Source organism: Campylobacter subantarcticus LMG 24377, assembly GCF_000816305.1.
In the GTDB taxonomy this organism is placed as follows: Bacteria; Campylobacterota; Campylobacteria; order Campylobacterales; family Campylobacteraceae; genus Campylobacter_D; species Campylobacter_D subantarcticus.
On sequence record NZ_CP007773.1, the window covers coordinates 1,378,908 to 1,403,022 of the forward strand.

16 protein-coding genes are annotated in these 24,115 nt (G+C 29.6%); 3 read left to right on the forward strand and 13 right to left on the reverse strand.

Going from position 1 to position 24,115, the window contains the following annotated elements:
- The first annotated feature begins 17 nt into the window (after positions 1-17).
- Positions 18-947 carry a polysaccharide deacetylase family protein gene (locus CSUB8523_RS07155; protein ID WP_043020048.1) on the forward strand — a complete coding sequence of 310 codons (930 nt, stop codon included), beginning with the start codon at positions 18-20 and terminating at the stop codon, positions 945-947.
- Complete coding sequence (locus tag CSUB8523_RS07160; RefSeq protein ID WP_235362552.1) at positions 913-1,926, forward strand: hypothetical protein; 1,014 nt, start codon at positions 913-915, stop codon at positions 1,924-1,926. Before CSUB8523_RS07155 ends, CSUB8523_RS07160 begins: the two co-directional genes overlap by 35 nt.
- Here the strand turns inward: CSUB8523_RS07160 and CSUB8523_RS07165 are convergent.
- From CSUB8523_RS07165 to ileS, 10 genes are all read right to left on the reverse strand, one after another.
- Positions 1,921-4,119, reverse strand: a complete 2,199-nt coding sequence (locus CSUB8523_RS07165) for an endonuclease MutS2 (protein WP_043020050.1) — start codon at positions 4,117-4,119, stop codon at positions 1,921-1,923. The two genes, CSUB8523_RS07160 and CSUB8523_RS07165, sit on opposite strands and share 6 nt — an antisense overlap.
- Complete coding sequence (locus tag CSUB8523_RS09980) at positions 4,119-4,298, reverse strand: hypothetical protein (RefSeq protein ID WP_148308433.1); 180 nt, start codon at positions 4,296-4,298, stop codon at positions 4,119-4,121. The genes CSUB8523_RS07165 and CSUB8523_RS09980 overlap by 1 nt, the downstream gene beginning before the upstream one ends.
- A gap of 160 nt (positions 4,299-4,458) precedes the next feature.
- The gene (gene murC, locus CSUB8523_RS07175) at positions 4,459-5,751 is read right to left on the reverse strand and encodes a UDP-N-acetylmuramate--L-alanine ligase (protein WP_043020052.1); all 1,293 of its coding nucleotides are present in this window, start codon (positions 5,749-5,751) and stop codon (positions 4,459-4,461) included.
- Between the two features lie 86 nt (positions 5,752-5,837).
- A complete protein-coding gene (locus tag CSUB8523_RS07180; RefSeq protein ID WP_052243686.1) occupies positions 5,838-7,361 on the reverse strand; it encodes an LTA synthase family protein in 1,524 nt (507 codons plus the stop codon).
- Positions 7,362-7,558: 197 nt separating this feature from the next.
- Entirely contained in the window at positions 7,559-7,810 is a 252-nt protein-coding gene (locus CSUB8523_RS07185) for a hypothetical protein (RefSeq protein ID WP_043020054.1), read from the reverse strand.
- A 36-nt stretch (positions 7,811-7,846) separates the two neighbouring features.
- On the reverse strand, positions 7,847-8,635 hold the full coding sequence (locus CSUB8523_RS07190) for a carbon-nitrogen hydrolase family protein (protein WP_043020055.1): 789 nt from the start codon (positions 8,633-8,635) through the stop codon (positions 7,847-7,849).
- Positions 8,628-8,801 carry an exodeoxyribonuclease VII small subunit gene (xseB, locus tag CSUB8523_RS07195; RefSeq protein WP_039664347.1) on the reverse strand — a complete coding sequence of 58 codons (174 nt, stop codon included), beginning with the start codon at positions 8,799-8,801 and terminating at the stop codon, positions 8,628-8,630. The genes CSUB8523_RS07190 and xseB overlap by 8 nt, the downstream gene beginning before the upstream one ends.
- Positions 8,801-10,252, reverse strand: a complete 1,452-nt coding sequence (gene guaB / locus CSUB8523_RS07200; RefSeq protein WP_043020056.1) for an IMP dehydrogenase — start codon at positions 10,250-10,252, stop codon at positions 8,801-8,803. The genes xseB and guaB overlap by 1 nt, the downstream gene beginning before the upstream one ends.
- Before the next feature lie 10 nt (positions 10,253-10,262).
- Complete coding sequence (gatA, locus tag CSUB8523_RS07205; RefSeq protein WP_043020057.1) at positions 10,263-11,627, reverse strand: Asp-tRNA(Asn)/Glu-tRNA(Gln) amidotransferase subunit GatA; 1,365 nt, start codon at positions 11,625-11,627, stop codon at positions 10,263-10,265.
- 99 nt (positions 11,628-11,726) lie between these two features.
- A complete protein-coding gene (gene ileS / locus CSUB8523_RS07210) occupies positions 11,727-14,492 on the reverse strand; it encodes an isoleucine--tRNA ligase (RefSeq protein ID WP_043020058.1) in 2,766 nt (921 codons plus the stop codon).
- A 100-nt stretch (positions 14,493-14,592) separates the two neighbouring features.
- On the opposite strand from ileS, the gene CSUB8523_RS07215 reads away from it, so the two are divergent.
- Positions 14,593-15,684 carry a CinA family protein gene (locus CSUB8523_RS07215; protein ID WP_043020059.1) on the forward strand — a complete coding sequence of 364 codons (1,092 nt, stop codon included), beginning with the start codon at positions 14,593-14,595 and terminating at the stop codon, positions 15,682-15,684.
- Positions 15,685-15,698: 14 nt separating this feature from the next.
- Here the strand turns inward: CSUB8523_RS07215 and CSUB8523_RS07220 are convergent, their stop codons facing one another.
- The 3 genes from CSUB8523_RS07220 to CSUB8523_RS07230 all read right to left on the reverse strand — a co-directional run bounded on the left by CSUB8523_RS07220 (position 15,699) and on the right by CSUB8523_RS07230 (position 24,002).
- Positions 15,699-17,546 (reverse strand): ShlB/FhaC/HecB family hemolysin secretion/activation protein, encoded by a 1,848-nt coding sequence (locus CSUB8523_RS07220; RefSeq protein WP_043020060.1) that lies wholly within the window; start codon positions 17,544-17,546, stop codon positions 15,699-15,701.
- Positions 17,547-17,683: 137 nt separating this feature from the next.
- Positions 17,684-21,376 (reverse strand): two-partner secretion domain-containing protein, encoded by a 3,693-nt coding sequence (locus tag CSUB8523_RS09590; RefSeq protein ID WP_052243687.1) that lies wholly within the window; start codon positions 21,374-21,376, stop codon positions 17,684-17,686.
- A 19-nt stretch (positions 21,377-21,395) separates the two neighbouring features.
- A complete protein-coding gene (locus tag CSUB8523_RS07230; RefSeq protein ID WP_052243665.1) occupies positions 21,396-24,002 on the reverse strand; it encodes a hypothetical protein in 2,607 nt (868 codons plus the stop codon).
- Positions 24,003-24,115: the final 113 nt, after the last annotated feature.

Genomic DNA, 24,115 nt, shown 5'->3' on the forward strand with positions numbered 1-24,115 from the left:
TCTGAACAAGGATAATTATGAAAATAATAATGTATCATTATGTAAGAGAGAGTATCAAAAAACTTCCTAATTTCAGATATTTACATATTAAAAATTTTAAGAAACAATTAGATTTTTTCGAAAAACAATATGGGTTTGTAAGCTATAAAGAATTTTTACTTTTAAAAGACAATCCGCTGTTTTGCAATAAATTACACAATAAAGTTCTACTAACTTTTGATGATGGACTCAAAGATCATTACACTTATGTTTTTGATGAATTAACAAAAAGAAAACTTTTTGGTATATTTTTCATCCCTACACGCATATTTAAACAAAAAAAAGCATTAGATGTTCATAGAATACACTATTTACTTGGAAAAATGGGGGGGGGTATTTTACTAAATACTGCTTATAATATTATTAAACCAAATATGCTGAAGAAATCTTCCTTAAAACTCTTTAAAAATTATTATCAGGAACTAGACGATGACAAAAATATTAAAGAATTTAAACTTTTATTTAACTATTTCATAAAACCTAATTTTAAAGAAAATATTTTAGATCAAATTACTGCAAACTATTGGAATGATGATGAAATTTTTGATAACTTGTATCTAAATAAAAATGAACTAAAAACAATGAGTGACAACGGTATGCTAATAGCTAGTCATAGCTCCACTCATTTAAGTTTTAAAACACTAGATCTGTATAATCAAAAATACGAATTACAAACCTCCGTAAATTTTTTAAACTCCTTTATAAAACCACCAATACAAATATTTTCCTATCCTTACGGAGAAAACACCTCCTATGCAAAGAGATGGCTTAAGAAGCATAATTTTGACTTTGCTTTTAGCTCCATACCGTCAAAAGATATTGATTATAAAGACTTAATTAACAATCCCTTTGCACTCCGTAGATATGACTGCAATGAATTTATACACGGAAAAGCTAGTTATGGTTGAAATTCGTTTTGCAAGATTAGATGAAGCATATAAAATAATGAGTTTCATTAAAAAGCATTGGAATAAGAATCATGTATTTGCTCACAGCAAAAAAGCGCTAGATTTTCAATATTTAGATAAACACAACCAAAGATACAATATAGTTTTAGGAATAGAAAATAACACAATTCAATCTATATTAGGTTTTACTCTACTTAGTCAATATGACAACAATATCAAAACTAATAAAGATTTATGGTTTGGAATTTGGAGAAGCGTCAAACCTGCTTTCGGAATAGTATTAATAAAATTTCTACTAGAAACCTTAAATCCAAAATCAATTGGAAATGCTGGATTATCCAAACACGGTATAAAATACTATAAACTCTTTTCATATGATAAAGTAGAACCTCTTAAACATTTCTATATCAAAAATAATAGTAAAAATATTTTTTACATAGCAAATTTTCACAATTCTCCAATTACACACAATATGAAAAACAACAACTTCACATATAAACTTTTAAAAATAGACGAGTTTGAGAGATCAAATATAAAATTTATTTTCATCCCATACAAATCAAAACAATATTTTATCAATAGATATTACAAAAATCCTTTTTACAAATATCAATTTTTAGGCATATTTGAAAAATCTGTATTAAAATGTATCTTTGTTATAAGAGAAATTTCAATTTGCAATAGCAAATGTGTTAGAATTGTTGATTTTATAGGAAATTTTACAGAAAATATTTATAGTCTTTTCCAGGAATTTTTAATACAAAATGATTATGAGTATATAGATTTTTTATGCTATGTAAATGATTTTTCAAAAATTACAAATATGGGTTTTATAGAAAAAAATGAAGAAATAATTACAAACTATTTTGAACCATTCATAAAAGAAAATCAAGATATTTATTTTGCCTATAAATGCAAAAACAAAAACTATGCCTTTTTTAAAGGAGATAGTGACCAAGATAGAATCAATCAACTATAGTTTCACCACCTTAGCGCCAAAGCCACCTTGATTAATCGGTGCATCATTAAAGCTTTTAACACTTTTGTGAGCTTTTAAAAACTCTTTTACTGCAAAAGCTAATTTCCCTGTACCTATACCATGATAAACCACCACCTCATCAAAACCCACTATCAAAGCATCAGAGATAAATTTATCTAATCTTTCAAGCGCTTCATCGCTTCTTAAACCATGTAAATCTAAAGTCATATTTAAAGCACTTGGGCGGGTTATATTGACACTTGATTTTACCTTTTGCGTTGGAGTTTGATTGCTTTTTTTAAGCAGTTTTAATGGCACACGCAAACTTAAGCCATCGCTTTGAATCATCGCATCATTTTTTGAAATAGCTGTGATTTTACCTTTGATTTTTTCATATTTTACAAAATCCCCTACTCTAAGTTCTTCATTTTGCTCCATACTTGGTAAAACAATGCTTTTTTTAAGTTCATTGGCTTTATTTAAACTTCTTTGTTTTTCTTTGGTATCTTTTAAATTTATTGTCTTTTTAGCCTCTTCTATCGCTTTATGGTATTTAAACTCTAAACTAGAAATAAGCTTTTTAAATTCATGCTCATTTTTTTCTTTTTGGTCTTTGAGTGAAAGCAAGATTTCATCTACTTTGGCTTCTTTTTTTTCAAGTTCTTCATTTTTCTTGCGTAAAGAAAGTTCAAGATTGATGTTTTTGCTCACCATTTCTTCTAAATTTTCTTTATCTTCTCCATAAAGTTTTTTGGCATTTTGCACTAAATTCGCACTTATGCCATATCTTAAAGCTGTTTCAAATGCATAAGATTTACCTATGGTGCCTTTTAAAAACTCATATTTTGGGCGTGATAATTCCTCATCATATAAAGCAGCGATGAGTTCAACTTGCTCATTTTTCGCCAAAAGCATAGCAAGACGTTTATGGTGAGTTGTAATGATGATTTTATTATCTTGTTCTAAAAGCTTTGAAATAAGCTCAGTATACAAACACGCTGCTTCTTCAAAATCTGTCCCAAGTTCTATCTCATCAACCCCTAGTAAAACATTTTTTTTACCCAAAAGCTTAGAAAAATGCAACATTCTTCCTGCAAAAGTAGAAATATCATTTTTTACATTTTGTGGATCTTCTAAAATCGCATCAAATTCTTTGAAATTTCCTATTTGGCTTTTTTGTGCATTAATTTTCATAGGAAGCAAATACTTTGCAAGTAAAGCCGCACTTAAAATTCCTTTTAAAAGCATAGATTTACCGCCTGCATTTACACCTGTGATGATTAAAACTTTTTTACTAAATTCTATATTGACATTTTTTGCATTTTTTAAAGCCGGATGTGCGAAGTTGTATAAGCTTAAATTATTAGAACTATCAGTTAAAACAAACTCATAATCATGCTTTTTAGCCATTAAAACTCTAGCGCTATAATGATCAAATAAATCAAAAGCATTGTTGATAAATTTCAAAAACATCAAATTTTTATAAAAAACCAAACTGATTTTTTTAGCATACTCATAAAAAATCTCTTCTTTAGCGTCTTTGATCTCATCTATTTGACTTTGAATTTTTTCTACACTCAAAGGCACCACATAAAATCCACCGCCACTACTTCTACCTATGATTTTTGCTTTTAAGACATGATTAAACCCGCCGCGTAAAAGCAAGGCCTCCATACCATTGATAAGATGGATTTGCGTATCGATTAAATATGCACTAAGACTTTTAGTATATGTGAGTTTTTTAAACTCAGTTACCAAGCTTTCTTTTTTCATCTTTAGAGCTAAATTTAAATTAACAAGCCTTTCATCGATACTTTCTTTAATCTCACCCTTTTCATCAAAATACTCAAAAAGTTCTAAAATAGCTTGTGGAATTTCTATTTTTAAAAGCCATTCTTTTAAACTTTCTTCAAATTTTAAACCCTTTAAGTATCTAAAATACATACAAATTTTAATAAACTCAAAACTTTGACTTAAATGCAAAATTCCCTGCTTACTCAAATGGGTTAAAGCACTATTTAACTCTTCTATTATAGGAGGAGGATTAAAATCAATCAGTGAAAGCTCGTTGATCCTTTTATAATGAAGTTTACTATCACCTTGTAAAAAAATTTCTTTATCTCTTGCAAAAAATCCCCTAAAATCCTCTATATAACCATCTAAATCTAGCTTTTTAAAAAATTGCTCTTGCATTATTTATCTACTTTGCAATCTTTTATATCAAAAACATATGCTTTGAATTGTTTATTTTTGCCATTAGAAATAAAACTTTGCGTTCCGTGTTCGAAGTTGAAGTATTCTTTGCTTACATTGACATCTTTACAAATTAGGCTTTGTCCTTGTAAAAACGCATTGAGTGTTTCCTTTTTCAAAACACCACTCCTTGTGGCACTTAACTCAAATTTAACCGCAAAAGCAATCATTAAAATCAACACTAATATTAAAAGATAATTACTAATCTTGCCGATTTTTTTACGTAAAAAAATGAAAAAAAGTAAAATTGCAAAAAAAGCTAAGAGATATAAAAAAACCTTAAACATACTTTCCCCTAAGTTTTGTGCTTATGTCTCCAGCACCAAAGCCAATTATCAAGCCATTTTCAATCAACTCATCATCAAGATAAATAGCATGTTCTTCTCTTTTGATTTCTTTTATAAATTTAGCCTTTGGAAAGTATTTCTTCATATTAATCTCTACTTTAGCCTCCCCTGCAGTATATACAGGTAAAATATAAAGCTCATCAACATAAGAAAACACTTTAGCAAAATACTCTATATTTGCACTCAAGCGCGTATAACGATGTGGTTCAAAAATCGCTATGATTTTTTTATATCCGGCTAATCTTGCATATTCGCTCGCAGCCTTAAGTGTGGTTTTGATCTCTGTTGGATGATGTCCATAATCATCAATCAAGGCCATGTTTTCATTTGCAAATAAAATATCAAATCTCTTTTTAATCCCTTGGTATTTTAAAATTTGGGTTTTGATCTCTTCTATGCTTACAAATTCACTCACAGCCAAAATAGCCAAAGCAGCATCCATCGCTACATGCTCTCCCATACCAAAAACACTAAATTCACCTAAATCTTTAAGCGTAAAATACGTTCTTGGTTTAAAATCTTCCACTTTCATATAAATATTTGTGATATCTTTACTTGGGTAAAGCTTTTTTACATTATTTAAATTTAAATTTGATAAAAACTCATCTTCAGCATTAATCACTTGAATTTGAGACAAATGTAAAAAATCCTCATATGCTTTGTGCAATCTTGCAAGATCATTTTCATAGTGGTCTAAATGCTCTGCTTCAACATTAGTTACTATAGCTAGGTATGGATTTGAATTTAAAAAAGAACTGTCACTCTCATCAGCTTCAAAAATGAGATTTTCGCTTTCTTTATAAAGCATATTAGTGCCACTTTCTTTTAACACCGCACCAATAATAACAGAAGCTTCTATCAAGCTTGCCAAAATGCTTGAAGTCGTGCTTTTACCATGAGCTCCCGCAACTGCAAAAACTCTTTTGTCTTTTAAAATCATAGGCAAGGCTTCTTTTCTTGAAAATGTTGTGATGTTTTGCTCTTTTGCACTAATTAATTCTTCATTATCTTCTTTGATAGCAGCTGAATACACCACTAAATCTACATCTTTGACATTATCTTTATGATGAGGAATTTTTATATTTATACCTTCTTTTTCTAATTCTTTTGTGATTTTACTTTCTTTGATATCAGAACCACTAATCTTAAAGCCTTGTTCTTTTAAAAATCTCGCCAAAGCTGAAATTCCAATACCGCCTATACCTATAAAATGAATTTTTTGCATTCTTGCCTCAAATTTTTTGAAAATTTAAGGCAAAATTTTATCATTTATTTACTAAAAATAAAATATAAAAAGCCTTTAAATAAAATCTACTCACTATTGTTTGATGTTTTGAGATTGACTAGTCTATAATTTAATTGCTTTTGAAATAACTCTTTATAATTTTTTGAAAAATTTTTATGATATAAATCTAACTCAAAAGCTTTATTTGCATCTTTTATACTAGTATTATTTTCAAAATAATAACCACTATTTCCATCATATAGCCCATTTTGGTCAATCCAAACAAGCTCATTAAAACCAAATTCTAACTTTTCATTTTTTATATGTGCTAACATATTTCTTCCTCCTAGGCTTAAATACTCTGTGTTGCTAAGAGTAAGATTATAAAGTGTTGGAAAAATATCCTTATGCGAACCCACACGGTTTTTATCATAATAAATATCATTTTTTAAATACTTTGGAAGATATAAATAAAAAGGTACACTATAGGCAAAAGCTTTTTGGGATTTTATATCCATCTTAATATCTCTAAATCTATGATCGCCTGTAGCAGCAATAATAATATTTTCCCTAAAACTGCTTTCTTTTATGTGATCTAAAAATTTTCCAAATTCATCATTTGCATACGCATAAGCATTTAAAGCATCTATAGAATCACTGATAATAAATTGATTTAGTATCTTCTCATCTAAAGCATTCTCATCAATAAGTTGTTTTTTACTTTTGTGTATATAAGGTCTATGAGTAGAAATACTAAGAGAAATAACAAGTGTAGGATTTTTAGCATTTTCAAATATAGAATATATTTTTTTATACATAAACTCATCGGCTATACCGTATTTATGTTTTGTTTTTCTAGCTTGTGGGAAATCTTGCATTAGTATATTTTCATCTATGACTTCATCAACACCTTGATTTTTAAAATAATTGCCAAGATTATACCAAGAAGCATTACCACTATAAACAAAAACTATTTTATACCCTACATTCTTGTAAATTTGCAAAGGTGTAAAGGCTAATTTTTCTTTTTGATATAATCCATTTGAAATAATATTTGGACTTAAAAAAACCAAACGATTAAAACTTTCTATGGTATTGTTCGCACTGGATAAAAATCTAGTAAAAATAATATCTTGCTCAAAATGTTTTTTTAAATTTCCTAAAAGATTAGTGTTTTCAGTGTTAAACTCAGCTAAATTTAAACCAAAGCTTTCCATGATATTAATATAAATATGATTTTTAGCATGATTTTGATGTGCCGAAGTAGTATCAAACATAGGAAAAAGTTTTTCTTCTAGTTGATTAAGCTGTTTTATATCTACACTTTTAAACTCTTGCTGATTTTTATACTCTTTATATGCCCATGAAAAAGCCATCAAAGGATTTGTAGAAATTTCATTAAAAGCTTTTATGGTACTAAATTCATAATTTGAAGCTCTTAATGCATTATAAGTAAAATGCCCTCTTAGTGCTACAATATAAGCATAAATTAGCAAAATGTTTAATAAAACAAAAAATACTAGCTTTACTTTAGTAGTCTCTAATTTTAAGCTAAGAATTTTAATATTAAGATAAAAACAAAATATACTAAAAATTATAGCTAATAACAATGCTTTTATAATAGGATAATCAGAAAAGACTATAGATAATATTGCCTTAGTATCATCATCTTTTAAACCAAAAATAAAAATATCAATTTTGCTTGTATAAAGTTGAAAATAATAATAATGTATAAACGCAAAAATTAAAACAACAAAAGCTATAAAAGCTACATAAAAACTAGAAAGATAAATATAAAATTTAGCGATTACCCCCCCCCCGTGGTATGATATTTTCTATCTTTAAAAGCTAAATTTACATAAGAAAATAAACCACACAAAAATAGGGGTAGAAAAATAGCACTAAAAGTTCTCATATCATGACCTAGTCCATATACATAAACCATTAAGCTATTTTCACTTTCATTAGTTAAATTTTTTATCATCAAAAACCTAGCTAAAGCAAAAATTCCCATAAAAATAAAACTAAAAGAAAGAATTTGTAATAAAATTTTTCTCATTACACTCCTTTAAATAATATTTTCTTGTTAAAAAGATTATTCTTCATAATTTTTTACAAGCTTATCAAAGCTCCATAAATTTCTAGCTTCATTTGCTTTACTAACTTCTACTACAAGCATTTCTTCTTGATCACCAAGTTGCTCTTGAACCTCCCCAAAAGCATTAATAAAAAAGCTATCTCCATAAAATTTCCATTCATTTTCTTGCTTTAAATTACCTATGCGATTAACTCTTAAAATATTTGTTGAGTTTAAAAAGGCTCTTGTTTTTAAAAGCTCTAGCCATCTTTGATTGCTTTCAAAAGTACTAGCCGTAGGAATGATGACTAAGTCTATCTTTTTTTTCATGATCATTTGCCAAAAGATATCAAAATGTGCTTCAAAACCAAAAAGCAAAGTACATTTTAATCCCTCATGTATGAAAGTAAAAAGTTTAAGCTTATCAGTTTTTTTATTGTTAAAAAATTTTTCTTCATTCCAGTGCACATAAGGCATTAAAATTTGCTGCTCATACACTTTTACATTTTGTGGGCTTACTTTTAAGCATAGTTTTTTTAAACCATCATTTTCTACACTTATAAAAGGTGCAATGATATTTAATTCATATTTTTTAGCAAGTTTTATCAAGCTTGCTTTTTTGCTTTGGCTTTGTTCTTTAATCATGCTTTTTGGCATAGTTTTTAGCTCGCTAAAAAAGCTATTTAAAACATACTCGCCTAAAACCACCAAATTCGCACCACTTTCCTTAGCAGCTTTTAGATAATAATCAAGTCTTGATTCGCTCAAAGCCAAAGTTGGAAATTGTAAAGCTACAACACTACTCATCTACTTGCTCGATTTCTAATTTAGCATTTTCAAGCATAGCTCTTGCTTGCTTAATACTTTTTAAACCTTCTTTGTAAATTTCTACGCAGGTTTTAAGGTCTAAATCTTTATCGTTAAGTTTTTCCAAAGAAAGCTCGGCTTGTTTGATGTGATCTTCAAATTCCATTAATTACTTACCTTATAATTTGGTGCTTCAGCTGTAATAGTTACATCATGCACATGGCTTTCTTTTAACCCTGCTGCGGTGATTTCTACAAATTCAGCCCTTTCTTGGAAAGCTTTGATATCTACTGCACCCACATAACCCATAGAAGATCTAAGTCCACCTAAAAGTTGATGAACTACACTTTTTATACTTCCCACATAAGGCACCCTACCTTCAATACCCTCAGGCACAAGTTTATCTTGAGCGGTACCTTCTTGGAAATATCTATCTGAACTACCTTTTTGCATAGCACCTAAGCTTCCCATACCACGATAACTCTTATATTGTCTTCCTTGATAAGTAAATAACTCACCTGGACTCTCATCAGTTCCTGCTAAAAGTGAACCTATCATCACACTACTTGCTCCTGCTGCGATAGCTTTTGCTATATCACCTGAGTATTTTATACCCCCATCAGCAATTATTGGCACGCCGTATTTGCTTGCTTCTATTGCACATTCATCTATAGCTGAAATTTGAGGCACACCCACACCTGAAACAATGCGTGTGGTACAAATACTACCAGGCCCTATACCTATCTTAACAGCATCCGCACCTGCTTCACATAGATCTTTTACTGCTTTTGCACTAGCAACATTTCCTACTATTACATCTACATTAAATTCAGCTTTAATTGCTTTTAATGTATCAATAATCCCTTTAGAATGCCCATGTGCACTATCCATTACTATAACATCAACTTCAGCTTCTACTAAAGCTTTTACGCGATCAAGTTGACCTACACCCACAGCTGCAGCCACTCTTAATCTTCCATAGGCGTCTTTATTTGAATTTGGGTATTCTTTACGCTTTTTTAAATCTTTTATAGTAATTAAGCCTTCTAAGTGGTTATTTTCATCTACAATAGGAAGTTTTTCTACCTTATTAGTAGAAAAAATTCTTTCTGCATCATCTAAAGTAGAGCCTTTTTTGGCAGTAATTAAAGGCATTTTTGTCATTACATTTTCCACCAAATTATCAAAATTAGTTTCAAATCTCAAATCACGATTGGTTAAAATTCCTATTAAAGTTTTATTCTCATCTACCACAGGAACGCCTGAAATTCTATATTCAGCCATGAGTTCTAATGCTTCTTTCACACTTGCTTTAGCTCCTATATAAATAGGATCCATAATCACGCCGCTTTCACTTTTTTTAACTCTTTTTATCTCTCTAACTTGTGAAGCTATATCCATATTTTTATGGATTACCCCTATACCACCAAGTCTTGCCATCATAATAGCTGCTCTATGCTCAGTAACCGTATCCATAGCAGCTGAAATTAAAGGCATATTCAAAGTAATATTTTTTGTAAGCCTTGTTTTGATATCTACTTCTTTAGGTAAAACCTCAGAATATTGAGGAACTAGCAAAACATCTTCAAAAGTTAAAGCGCGTTTGATGATTTTCATAATTTTTCCTTTATTTGTTTTTAATCATTTCTTCCAAGCTTAAAGCCCCATCTAGCAGAGTTTGCTCATCATAAGTTTTACATATAAGCTGAGCTGAAATATTTAATCCATCTTCATTTTTTGCTACTGGCACACTTATACCACCAAGTCCTGCTAAATTTACTGAAATGGTAAAAATATCTTCTAAATACATTTGCACAGGAGTTTTAACATCATTCAAACCAAAAGCAACACTTGGAGCAACTGGCATAAAAATCAAATCACAATCACTTAAAATTTCTTCATATTTTTGCTTGATAAATCTTCTAGCCTTTTGCGCTTTAATGTAATATGCATCATAATACCCACTACTTAAAACAAAAGTTCCAAGCAAAATTCTTCTTTTTACTTCCTCGCCAAAACCTTCGCTTCTACTATTGACATAGAGTTGATTTAAATTATCGCAATTTTCACTTCTTCTACCATATCTCACACCATCATAGCGACTTAAATTAGTACTTGCTTCAGCTGCTGCGATGATATAATAAGCCGCAACATCAAATTTAGAATCCATCAAATCCTTATAAATAATCTCATGACCATTTGCTTTTAACATATCTATGGTTTTTAATAAAGCTTGTTTTACATCATCATTAGTTTGTTCAATGTAGTTTTGAATCACTGCTATTTTTAATTTTTTATTTGGATTGAGTTTTGGTGTGGTTGCTTCAAAAGCGATCTTAGCGCTTGTGCTATCTTTTTCATCATATCCAGCAATTGCATCATATAAAATCGCAGCATCTTCAACATTTTGCGTAAGTACACCGATTTGATCCAAACTTGAAGAATACGCAGCCAAACCATACCTACTAATTCTTCCATAACTTGGTTTAAATCCTACACAACCACAAAATGCAGCAGGTTGTCTTACTGAACCACCTGTATCTGAACCCAAACTTGCCAAAGCAATCCCTGCAGCTACAGCCACAGCGCTTCCGCCACTACTTCCACCTGGAACTTTAGTATGATCAAGTGGGTTTAAAGTCTTACCATAAAAAGAAGTCGCACTCGTACTTCCCATGGCAAATTCATCCATGTTACATCTTCCAAATGGTGCAAAATTATTTTTACGTAAATTTACAACAGCACTTGCATCATAAGGGGCCACATAACCTTGTAAAATTTTAGAAGCACAAGTTAACTCCCAGTCTTTTACACTGATATTATCTTTTATGGCCACTGGCACACCTACACCTGAAGCACTTAAGTCTTTATTTAAAAACTGCTCCACATAAGCACCTAGCTCTTTTTGCTGGTGTGCTTTTTCATTTAATTCTTTTTTTAAATTTTCTAATTCTTCGTTTGAAAATTTCAAAGCCTCTTTTAAAGTTACCATTATTTATCCTTAAATTTTTTAACCAAATAAAACAAAAAAAGCGTAGCAAATAAAAAACCAACTAAAGTCACCACCACCACGCTAAAAGGTAAAGTTTGCTCAAACATTTTTCACTTTTTCCACACTATTACATCTTGGACACAAGCAGTCTTCTTCTTTAGCTAAAAATTTCCAACATCTTGGACATTTATGCAATGAAGAACGAATAATCTTAAAGCTATGATCGCCTATTTTAAATTCAACCAAAGCTTCTTTGTCATCTAAGCTTTCTACTGAACTCACCATAAACCAGTCTGCTACCTCTTCGATATCTTCACTTAAAAGCTCATTCGCACTTGTTTGTAAGTTTAATTCTAAAGTTGACTTAATGGTTTTATCTTTTTTTAACACATCGACCGTTTCAAAAAATTTCTCTCTTGATTGTATAAATAACTCATCTTCTATTTTATACTCATAATCAAATCCATTTTTCAACACCAAATCAAATACATCTTTTGCACTTTCTTTAATAGCTACATTTGCATGCTCTAATGCCTCATCTATAGTATAAGTAAGGCTTGGGGCTAAAAGTGCAAAAAGTTTTCTAGCTATTAACACCATAGCACTTTGAGCACTTACTCTTTTTGTATCATCTTTTGCATTACAGTACAACCTATCTTTACATACATCTAGGTATATACCACTTAAATCAGCACTCAAGAAATTTAAAAGTGCATTAAAGCCTTTTGCGAATTCGTATTTTTCAAAAGCACTTTCACACGCTTCAAAAGCTACTTTTGCACGCATTAAAATCCACTTATCCAAAAGTGTGAAATTTTTAGTTTCTAAAAACTCTATATCATTGGTATTTGCAAGCAAAAATCTTATGGTGTTTCTTATCTTTCTGTATTGTTCGCTTACTTGCTTTAAGATATTATCTGAAATTTTTAAATCCGTTGAATAATCACTAAGCATAATCCAAAGTCTTAAGATCTCCACTCCATAGTTTTTAGCTACATTTTGAGGTAAGATTACATTGCCCTTAGATTTACTCATTTTTTGACCTTTTTCATCTACGGTAAAACCATGAGTGAGTATGTTTTTATATGGGGTTTTGTGATTAATCACAGTAGAGATTAAAAGTGAACTTTGAAACCACCCACGGTGCTGATCACTTCCTTCAAGATACATCGAAGCTTGATATTCTCCCGCATCATATCTAGCTGAGTTTAACACCGCTTCCCAGGTGCTACCACTATCAAACCAAACATCTAAAATATCATAAACTTTTTCTAAGCTATTTGGATCGTATTTACTATTAGGCGGTAGTAAGTCTTTGATTTCTAGCTCCCACCAAGCATCAGCCCCATTTGCCTCAAAAACACTGACTAAATGATCTAAAACATCATCATCAAAGATCACTTCTTTGGTAGTTTTATCTCTAAAAAATGCGATAGGCACACCCCAATCTCTTTGTCTTGATATACACCAATCAGGACGATTTTCTATCATCGAATTAAGTCTTTTTACCCCACTTTCTGGATAAAACTTCACCATGCTTAACTGCTCTAGTGCAAGCTCTCTTAAGGATTTTCCATCTAGTTTTTTCTCATCCATTAAGATAAACCATTGCTTTGTGGCTCTATAAATAACCGGCTTATGCGTTCTCCAACAAAACGGATAAGAATGCACAAATTTAGAACTTTCAAGTAAAGCATTACCTAATAATTCCAAAATACGTTCATTTGCTTTAAAAATATGAAGTCCTATAAATTCATTTAACAAATGCTCTGGCAAAAGTCCTTTTACTCTAAGCATTTCATCATAACACCCACCATCATCTACCGGCATAATCACTTCAATACCATATTTTAAGCATACATAATAATCATCCTCACCATGTCCTGGCGCAGTATGCACAAGCCCTGTACCACCTTCCATTAAAACATGATCACCTAAAATAAGGGTTGATTTTCTTTGATTGAGCGGATTAATGGCGCTTAAATTTTCAAATTCAGCACCCAAAAGCTCTTTTTGAATTTCACCTTGGGTAAAGTTTTTATTAATCATATTTTCAAGCAAAGCTTTAGCAAAAATATAACCTTCTTTTGTGATAACATATTTTTCATTTGGATTTAAAGATATTGCTTGGTTTGCAGGTAAAGTCCAAGGAGTAGTTGTCCAAATCACTGCCTTTGCTTTTTCAACTCCTAATTTTCCAACCGAAGTTTTATCAAGCTCAAATGTCACAAAGATAGAATAATCTTCTTTATCTTCATATTCTACTTCAGCTTCTGCCAAAGCACTCTTAGCAGCCCAACTCCAAAAGACCGGCTTACTTCTTTCTAGCAAAAGTCCTTTTTTAGCGATCTTACATAAAGCCTTATAAATATCTGCTTCAAAAGCATTTTTCATAGTCAAGTATGGCTCATCCCAATCAGCAATCACTCCTAAAGACTTAAATTCATCTCTTTGGATATTAACAAATTCTCTCGCATGTTCTCTACAAAATTCACGAATTTCTTTTTTACTTAAGCTTTGTTTTTTTTCTTTGAGCTTAACTTCAACTTGCTGTTCTATCGGTAAACCATGACAATCCCAGCCCGGAGTAAAATGCACTTTTTTACCTTGAAAATAATGCATTTTTATAATGATATCTTTTAAAATTTTATTCAAAGCATGACCAATATGCAAATGTCCATTAGCATAAGGAGGACCATCATGCAGAGTAAAACTCTCACCTACTTCTTGTCTTTTTTGCTTCATTTTCTCATAAGCATAGTTATTTTCAAACCACTTGCTAAAACGCTTAGGCTCAAGCTCTGCTAAATTTGCACGCATTGCAAAAGTCGTATTTGGAAGCAATAGCGTATCTTTATAATCCATCTAATCCACCTTAAAAAATTTAAAAATAGTAAATTTTACTTAAAATACTTTTAATTTGCACTTATTTTTTTGTTATAATCACAATAAAAAAAGGAAAATAATGAAACATCTTATCATTATCATAGGTAGTGAAATTATTATTAATGAAAATTATATGCATTATATACAAGAAGAATACAAAAAACAGTTTTTAGAGCTTCATGAGTTGCAATTTATAAACAAACCTAGCAAAGAACTTCCTTTTTTACTTGAAAAACTTTCTAAAAAATATGATTATATAACCATTTTTAGCATTAGCGAATACTATACAACCATAGCTAAAATCATAGCAACTTTAAATGATGATGTTTTAATCTTAGAAAATGACACCCTAGTGCCTTCTAAAGCTTTGCGTAAAAAAAATTCCTTTTTAAGCTCTTTTGAGCAATGCCATATTAATTTATTAAACATAAATATAGAGCAAAAACTACCTTTGATTTTACAAAATCCTGAACTTGACTATACATACTTTTGTCTTTTAGATATTGACGAAATAAGTGCAAATATCTTACTTAACACACTTACTGCTTCCTTTGAAATTCAAACAAGCTCAAGTGCTTTGCTAGATAATCTTATTTGCATCAAAGCAAGTGCTAGTCAACACGGAAAACTAGAAGGGTTTTTAAAAGGAGTGTTTAAGCTTTTTGCAGGAAAAGTATTTTTAGGAAATAATCCTATCAAATTTATAGCCAAAAAACTTCTAGAGAAAAATTTAAAAATTTCCTTTGCTGAAAGCTGCACAGCTGGACTTTGTGCTTCAAAACTGGCTGAAAATTCAGGAATTTCTAGTGTGTATGAAGGTTCTTTGATCACTTACTCCAACCGTTTAAAAAATACTTGGCTTGGCGTAAGCAATGACACCTTAGAAAGCGTTAGCGAATACTCTGATCGTTGTATTTATTTTATGTTAAAAGGGGTTTTTAAAACTGCAAATTGTGATTTTGCTTTAGCGCTTAGTGGGGTAGCTGGGGAAGAGAATGATAAAAACACCAAAGCAGGCACTATTTACATAGGGGCTATGTATAAAGATGGAACTTTTTTACAAGAATGTATCCATATACAAGGCAATAGAAACTATACAAGAGAGCAAGCTAGCTTAGCTGTATATAGTCTAATGCTTAGATTAAAACCTGAAATTTTCTTTGGGGTTTAAACCCTATACAATAGTTAAAAATACACCCCACCACTTAAATATAATTTCATTCTATGTTCATCATCATATTTATACTGATGTAGCGCTCTTGCTGCATCTAATTTAATATAATACTCATTTGCTTTATTATAAAGTATTTGCAAACCTACTGCATCTAAGAAATGTTCATTGCTTCTTCTATCTGATGATTTTTTTTCATACCAAGCATAACCTATATCATAAAAGGGAGTAAAATAAAAATTAGTATTTGGTAGATTAATTCTTATACCAAAATTAGCCACTATAGTATTATCTCCATCACCCTCTCCATTATCATAAGCTCTTACTCCATAAGCTCCACCCAAAGATGAACTCTCTGAAGAATCAAGTTCAAAATTCCCTAATACCTTTTGATAGTTAAGATTAAGTGTATGAGTAATGTATTCATTAATACTATAATAATTATTCACACTAGCATTTAATTTTCTAAACCAACCAAAGCCTTTATTAGATATAATATCTACACTATCATTATTAACCTTACCTATGCTTATTTTGCCAGCATAAGCAAGAGTATTGTTTTCAAAGCCTCTAAATAAACCTTCTAAACCCATACTCCCTACATTAGAATGCTTATCAAAGCTTATAACATCTAAACTAGTATCACTTAATATCTTATGATATATACTAGAAGTAAAGTATAAAGAAGAATAAGTATTAATCCACACAGGATAAGAAAAGTCTATACCAATATTTCTTGATTTACCACTAAAACCTAAACCCTCATAAATTCCACCTAAAGAATAAGTTCCTTGAGAAATACTTGGAGTAATTTTTAAATTTCCTAAAAAGAAAGTATAACTTGCTCCATAATTGATTTGTTTTTCATTGCTTGATTGTAAGTAAAAATTATAATAATCCCCCATATTAAGTATAGAATTAAAACCCATACTAATACCTGCTCTAATATCCCCTGCACTTTCAATACCATAATTATCAGCATATAATAATACATTAGCCTTGGTATCAGGCATTACTTCTATGACTACATCAGTCTCTCCTATATTCTCTCCTGCTTGTAATCCTGCTAGGGTTGTTATCCCATACATTTCATTGACTTTATATACACTATCTTCTATTAATGCAGTAGAAATGATTTTACCTTTGATTCTTTCATTAAGTTTATTTTCTATGAAATGATCTTTTATGCTAGTTTTATTCTTTACTACATATTTACCTAGTGTTCCTAAGGCTATATTAATTTGTACACTATCTTCAAATTCTTGTTGGGGCACATAAGCTGTTGCTGCAGGATAGCCATTAACTTGAAAATAATAAGCAATAATATTAGATATATCTTGTAAATCTTGTAAGTTTAATTTTCTTGTACTAAACTCACTAATGAGTAATTGTAAATCTTCTTCTTTAATACCTAGTTTTTCAAAGCTAGTATTTTTATTAGAGATGACAAATTTGTATTTGGTTTTTATTTTTTTGATGGTAGGGGTGTTATTGTTAGAATTAGTATTGGTTTGGTTGTTTGTATTAGTAGTATCATTAGTTGAGTTAGAATTATTATCATTTATACTAGTATTAGTTTTATCATTGTTTGTATTAGTAGTTTCCTCATTAGCTTCCTCTTCTTGTTGTAGTTTTTCTTTTAAAGCTTTCTTTTTTTCTTCAAAGTCTTTTTTAGCTTCTTGGCTTTTTATATAATCATCTTTGGTTTTTAGATTTTCTTTCAAAGCTTTGTTTTGAGGGAGGTTTCTATCAGGGGATAGCTCTATAGCCTTTTCTATATCATTTTTTACTATGGTAATACTTCCATTATTAGCATAAACTAAAGAGCTAATAGCTACAATACAAAGAGAGAGTTTTTTCATGATGGTTTTTCCTTTTTATTCTTAAAATCAAGAATTTTTGTTTTTATATTTATTGATCAATCAAAATAGTATTTAATATGAGCATTTATTAATATGCTCATTATTATTGCCAGGATATAGCTATCCTAGCAAAATATTTACATTCCACTAACTAAACAAGAATTCATAGTTTTATAATTATCACTTACTATACAAATTTTACCTTTTTGCGTCAATGAAGTTTCTTCTACTACTTCAACTTGTTCTTCTTCTTTAATAGCTTCATCTCCTTTTAGATTGAAAGATGAAGTTTGTTCAAAACTTAGGGTTAAATCAGAATTATCATTATCAGGTTGAATAGCTACATCAGGAAGTGATGGCGATGGAGTAGGTATAGTACCACCATCTCCAGTAATTGGTGTTAATTTAGGATTAGTATTTAATATCACATTAGCAAAAGCACCAACTACTTGAAAATTATCTGTATTGTTTTCTTCTTGCCAATCAGATAATTTATCTTGATAACCTTTAATCTTATTTGCATATTCTTGACTTTTTGCAATTATAGTATCTATTTGTTCTTTTAATAAAATAAATGCAGGATCATTTTTACTTGCTTTGTTTTGATTGATTAAATCTACATAAGCATTGTAAGCTTTAACGGCATCTTCGAGTTTTTTTTCTTTAGCTAAGAGTTCTTTTAGATAGTTATTATAACTATTCACTAAAGGACGCAACACTTCTTTTAGTTGGTTGGTTTTATTAATATTTTCGATTGTATCATTCACTTGTTCTAGTATATCTTTTTTTGTATTAAAACCTTTTCCTTCAAATTTATCTTCCGAAGCAGCACTTAAACCATTGTTTTTATAAGCTAAAAGAAAGTCTAAGCTTTGAACTAAACTTCTAGCTTTAGTTTTATCACCACTTAGAAAGTATTTAGCTATAAACTCAACTTTTTGATCTTCATTCATATTAGAATAAGCATCTTCTTCTTTTAATTCATTAAGCATAGCTAATAAATCACTAATATGTAATTTAAATTTTATATCATTAATGATTTCTTTTTTGATCATTTCTTGGTGTAAATCATTTTTATCTAAAACAACCTCTTCATTGATAATATCTTCTGCTCTAACGATGTAATCTGTATCTTGTGATGGTTTAGATATCGGTGTTGTAGGAAAGATAGGTTTAGGGATAGTATTAACATGATTTATAAAATCTTCATAAGCTTGTTCCTTATTACTATCAGAATAAGCGTATGCATTAATTTTATTATCATTATTAGCATTTTTATTAAACTCTTGTTTATTTAGATATTCATTATCAGCTGTTGCATTGGTTAAAGTATCTTTTTTATAATAGATATTGACATTTGTATACTTTTTATTTAAATTTTCGTCAAAAACTTCATTTTTGCCTACAAACAATCCAATATTACTATTCTTATTTGCAGTTAAACTAAAATCAGGATCTAAAAATATAAAAATATTTTCATAGTTTACAATTTCTTTTCCAGAATAAGCGGCTCCAACAAAACTTCCTATATTATAGGAATGAATTTCACCATTTTTTACATGAGTATGAATATTTTTTAAGCCTTTTATATAAATATTAGAAAATTTACCATAAAGAGCACGCCCAACAAAACCGCCTGCAAGAACATCAATTGTTTCGTCATTATCTGCTTCGGCATTAATATTTTTTATATCTTCCAAATAAATATCAGAATAATGACTAGCGCTTCCAGTCAAATAACCTGCAAAACCTCCAGTATGTATAGAAACATGACCTCCATTTTCATAGTGTGATTTTGCCGTAGTGGTAATATTTTTTATATCTTTTATATGAATATTTGAAAATATGCTATTGTGATCTGAAATCATCCCAGCAAATCCGCCAGACATAACATTGCTTCCACTAGCGCCAATATAATCTATGTTATCTAATATTATATTATTTATTATATTAGCTTTTTCAGCTGTTTGTATCCTAATTTCCCCAGCAAATCCGCCAGAATTAACTTTATAAGGTCCATCAGCATTTATTTTTTTTATATTATTTAAAACAATATTATCAATTTTTGAAATATTAAATAATTCTCCAGCAAATCCACCTACATTTGTTGCTTCGAAATAATCATCATTTTCATCACTAGCAATAGCTTCTATCACGCCTATCTCATCTAAAAAAATATTAGAGAAAGTAACACCACCAGCACCATTAGCATACCCAACAAAACCACCTACATCTGCATTATTTTTGGATTCAGATTTTATTTCTCCAATATCAGTTAAAAAAATATTAGAATAATCATCTTCAAACGAAGTAAACCCAACAAAACCACCTAAACGAGTATAGGTAGCTTCAGTAGCAACAATACTATTTATATCATTTAAGATAATATTAGAAAAACTATTTTGTTGCATACTGTCTCCAATAAATCCACCTACATAGGAAACACGATTACCACTACTATGAATACTACCTATATCATTTAAAGAGATATTGCTAAATTTATTACCATAACCATATCCAGCAAAACCACCTACAGAGGAATTATATTTATTATTATTACTTCTACTATTAATATTACCTATATTGCTTAAAGAAATATTGGAAAATTCACCAAAATCAGCAGCACCAACAAATCCACCTACATAAATATAACCATTGTTATTTTCTGCCTTTATACCACCATCCATATAATCTACATTGATATTTTTAAATGTAGCTTTATTAGCACTTCCAAATATACCAACATATTGTGGTTTATTGTCTAATGTTGTTGTGTCTATATTAATATTTTTTAATGTATATCCTTGTCCATCAAAAATCTTTGTAAAACTACCACTTGTCCCAACTATCATAGAAGTACAACCAAGACTATCTATACAATAATTTGCATAGTTTTGTCCTTGATTACCTTTAAAGTCTATATTATTTGTGAGTCTATATTCACTTGCAGTATTTCTAAAATCCTCTTTATTTTCATTCCATCCCTTAGCAAAATGCCACCAATCTACATCAGAACCTATACTTATATATTGATTGTATGTTTTATTAATACTATTTACAGAATCAAAAACATTGTAGTTTGCTTTTGGATTATAATAATATCCTGTAGAACTTAAATACAAATTTCCTTTATTAGCAGCAATGCTTGCATTATTTACTTTTGTAGTTCCTACATCTACATAAACTTCATTAGCTTTTAAATGTAATTTATCAGTTGTAATTTTATTTAATTGTCCTTTTGTGTTAATGCCAGCTTCAAGAATAATTTTATTAGCTTGCAAGGTAATATCATTTGCATTAATATTACCCATATTTACTACATTACCTGCTTTAGATGGTTTAAACACAGGAGAAAAGCTTATTCCTGCTTCTAAACTACTTAATTTAGCAAATTTATCCATATCAGCATCACTCATAGAAGAAGTTGAAGTCACAAAGCGATTAGCATTAATAGTTCCTGTTTTAGTAATGATTACTCCATTAGGATTGATTAAAAAGACATTATTACCATCTGCATTTAATATACCTTCTATGGTAGATTTACTTGTTCCATGAGCAATGTTTAAATAGTTTTTATTCTCACCTTTAAAATTAACTTGAGCTTTTTCTCCTATACTAAAACCACCACCCCATTGGATAACAGAGTTTGTTTTATCACCCGTTATATTCATAATATTATTGTTAGTGTTTATACTTCCACTTGTTCCATGTGTAAATTTACCTCCACTAGGTAATTGATTTGGTTTAATCTTAGTTGTTGCCATTAGTGGAGAGAAAAGTAAAGATACTGTTATACCTGAGAGCATGATATGATGTGTTAACTTTTTCATGTTAAATCCTTTCTAGCTTTTAATTTAAATTAACATAAATACTTTTAGCATCTTTGCTAACACTTAGGGTGCAATTAGCCTTTTGAGTTTTTGCTTTGATGTTTTGATGTAGTTTGTAATTGTTTTTGCTTATAGTGTTTAAAAGTTGTTGTAAATCTTGTTGATTTAATCTTTTATTATTAGCATTAACAAAGCCTTTTTCACTTTGCATTAGAACAAAGCTTTTGTTTTTTATCTCATTATTTGTATACACATTAATAGAACTATCTTTAGAAAGATAAATAGCTTCTTTAGCACTTAAATAAGCTTGAATATTATCTTTTAATATAAAGCTATAATGATCAAAGTTATTGATAGTATTTGTTGTTATGTTTGTATTTAGCACTAAGTGATTGTTAGTACCACTTTGATGCGTTAGAGCTTGTGATTTAAAGTTATTATCTTCTTGAATTCGTAAAAAGCTACCTGTTACTAATACTTTTGCATCAGTATGGTTAAAAATATTAATATCACCACTTAGATATAAAGTATTATTATAGCTTTTATCATTCTTACCATATACACCAGAAGCTGCTATGACAATACTAAAATTGTCTTTATACTCATCTATATTTAGATTATGTATATGTGTATAATTATCATGCGTATTCTTAGCTATACCTGCACTAATTACTATTTCACCTTCTCTTTTATTAGAAGCTGTGCCTAGGGTTATATTATCAAATATTATATTATTATTAGTGCTTTCATCTTTAGCCTTAATAATATATACATTATCCCTAGCCTTACTAGAATAATCTTTAATATTTAAAGTATTATCATTAGCCTTTTGATTAGCTCTTAGTATAACTTTAGAACCTTTATCTATATTAGAAGCATTGGTTAAGGATTGCACAAGATTATAATTAATAGTATTTTTTTCTAAATTATCAGCTTCTATAATAGCAGTTAGATTTCTACCTGATTTTACATTATCTAAAACTATGCTATTAGCATAAGCACTACTTGCATAATAATCTTTATTATCTAAATTAGCTTTAGAAACTGCATATAAAAATAAAGGCATAGCAATATTTGAGTTGTTAATAACAATGCTATTATTATTTGCCTTAGAACTTAGAGTTTGTGCTGCTATGATTTGAATTTTATCTTGGTTATCTTCAACAGTAAGTCCTTGGGTTAAATCTCCATCAATATGAATGCTATTTCCACTAGCTCCTTTAGTCGCTACCCCTCCATAAATATTAAACTCATTTTTTCCTGTAAAATTAGAATTAATCTCAAATGGCTTTTTAAGATGAATTCTAACACTATTATCATTAGCTATACCATTATTAGTTACACCTGCATAAAAGTCTAAGAGTGCTTTTACTTCTATATTATTATTAAGTTCTAATAAGGTTTGTAAGTCTTTGATATCTATGGTGTTTTTATAAGCATTACCTTTCATAATCCTACCACCAAATATCTCACCTACTAATACAGCATTATAAGCTAAAGGAGTATTTTTAGCATCTACTCTTAAGTCTAATTGTAAATCATTTATAATAACACTATTTCCTCTTACCTCATAGCTTTGATTATTATTAACATCCACAAAGCCACCTGCCATATGTGTAGCAGCTGAAGTAGAATATGATCCACTTGGACCATGCACAATTAATGAAGCACCATTAATAAGTAATTTATTATTATTTGCATTAGCATTATAAGCTATAGCTCCAACCACATGAGTCATTCTTTCATCAAAAATATCACCATCATTTAAAGCACTTTGCTGATAAGGAGTAGTATGAAAGTCTATCTTTACTCCATCATTTAATATTACAGTATTATTATTAGTATTAGCATCTATACCAAAAGCACCTACTATATAAGGTGCTCCATTTAAGGCTAAGGTATAAGTGTTCTCAACACCCATATTCACATAGGCATCTTTTAAGAAATTTAAAGTATTATTGCTCGCTTCACCTTTTCTAGCTATAGCAGGAGTAATTAAAAAATTATATTTATTATCCAAACCACTAGCCTTAGGATTGATTACTTCTTTATTGGTTGGTTTTAAATAATATACTGAAGATAATTCTCCTGCTTTTAATACTAAGGTATTATTATTTGCTTTAGCATTAAAAGCATAAGCAGAAACTAAAAAAGGTATATAGCTGATTTGATTCATGGTGGTGTTAGAAGAATAAGCTCCATGAAAGCCATTAATTACAAAAATATCTTCTTTAATGCTTGGAGTGAGTATGTCTTGTCTAAAATGCAATGCACTAGTATTATCTTTAGGATTATCATAAATTAAAGTAATATGAGATAGATTTTTATTACTAGCCATTTGACCATAGAAGTTTTTACCATTTAAAAACTTATAAGTATTGTTTGTATAATCATATACATCATTATTATTAAATTTATGCTTTGTGATAATATAAGCATTAGAACTTTTATCATAATCTGCCTGAATAGCTGCTTCTAAAGAACTTAATGAAAAAATAGTAAATAAAGAAAGTTTTAAAAGATTGAAGTTTTTAAAGTTTTTTAAAGAAGCTAAAGCACTTAAGCCAAAATGAAAATTATCGTATCCCCCCCCCGTGAGGTGATTTTTAGGTGTGTTTATATACATTGAAAAAGTCCTTTCAAAATAATTAATATATTTAATCAGCCTGTGTTTGTTTATATATGTTGCAGCAATTACTACAAATATATTATTAATAACAATGCAATACTAACATTGAA

Coding starts and splice junctions, on each gene's coding strand:
- CSUB8523_RS07155 (WP_043020048.1), top strand. CDS start 18: ATGAAAATAATAATGTATCATTATGTAAGAGAGAGTATCAAAAAACTT.
- CSUB8523_RS07160 (WP_235362552.1), top strand. CDS start 913: ATGAATTTATACACGGAAAAGCTAGTTATGGTTGAAATTCGTTTTGCA.
- CSUB8523_RS07165 (WP_043020050.1), bottom strand. CDS start 4,119: ATGCAAGAGCAATTTTTTAAAAAGCTAGATTTAGATGGTTATATAGAG.
- murC (WP_043020052.1), bottom strand. CDS start 5,751: ATGCAAAAAATTCATTTTATAGGTATAGGCGGTATTGGAATTTCAGCT.
- CSUB8523_RS07185 (WP_043020054.1), bottom strand. CDS start 7,810: ATGAGAAAAATTTTATTACAAATTCTTTCTTTTAGTTTTATTTTTATG.
- CSUB8523_RS07190 (WP_043020055.1), bottom strand. CDS start 8,635: ATGAGTAGTGTTGTAGCTTTACAATTTCCAACTTTGGCTTTGAGCGAA.
- xseB (WP_039664347.1), bottom strand. CDS start 8,801: ATGGAATTTGAAGATCACATCAAACAAGCCGAGCTTTCTTTGGAAAAA.
- guaB (WP_043020056.1), bottom strand. CDS start 10,252: ATGAAAATCATCAAACGCGCTTTAACTTTTGAAGATGTTTTGCTAGTT.
- gatA (WP_043020057.1), bottom strand. CDS start 11,627: ATGGTAACTTTAAAAGAGGCTTTGAAATTTTCAAACGAAGAATTAGAA.
- ileS (WP_043020058.1), bottom strand. CDS start 14,492: ATGGATTATAAAGATACGCTATTGCTTCCAAATACGACTTTTGCAATG.
- CSUB8523_RS07215 (WP_043020059.1), top strand. CDS start 14,593: ATGAAACATCTTATCATTATCATAGGTAGTGAAATTATTATTAATGAA.
- CSUB8523_RS07220 (WP_043020060.1), bottom strand. CDS start 17,546: ATGAAAAAACTCTCTCTTTGTATTGTAGCTATTAGCTCTTTAGTTTAT.
- CSUB8523_RS09590 (WP_052243687.1), bottom strand. CDS start 21,376: ATGAAAAAGTTAACACATCATATCATGCTCTCAGGTATAACAGTATCT.
- CSUB8523_RS07230 (WP_052243665.1), bottom strand. CDS start 24,002: ATGTATATAAACACACCTAAAAATCACCTCACGGGGGGGGGATACGAT.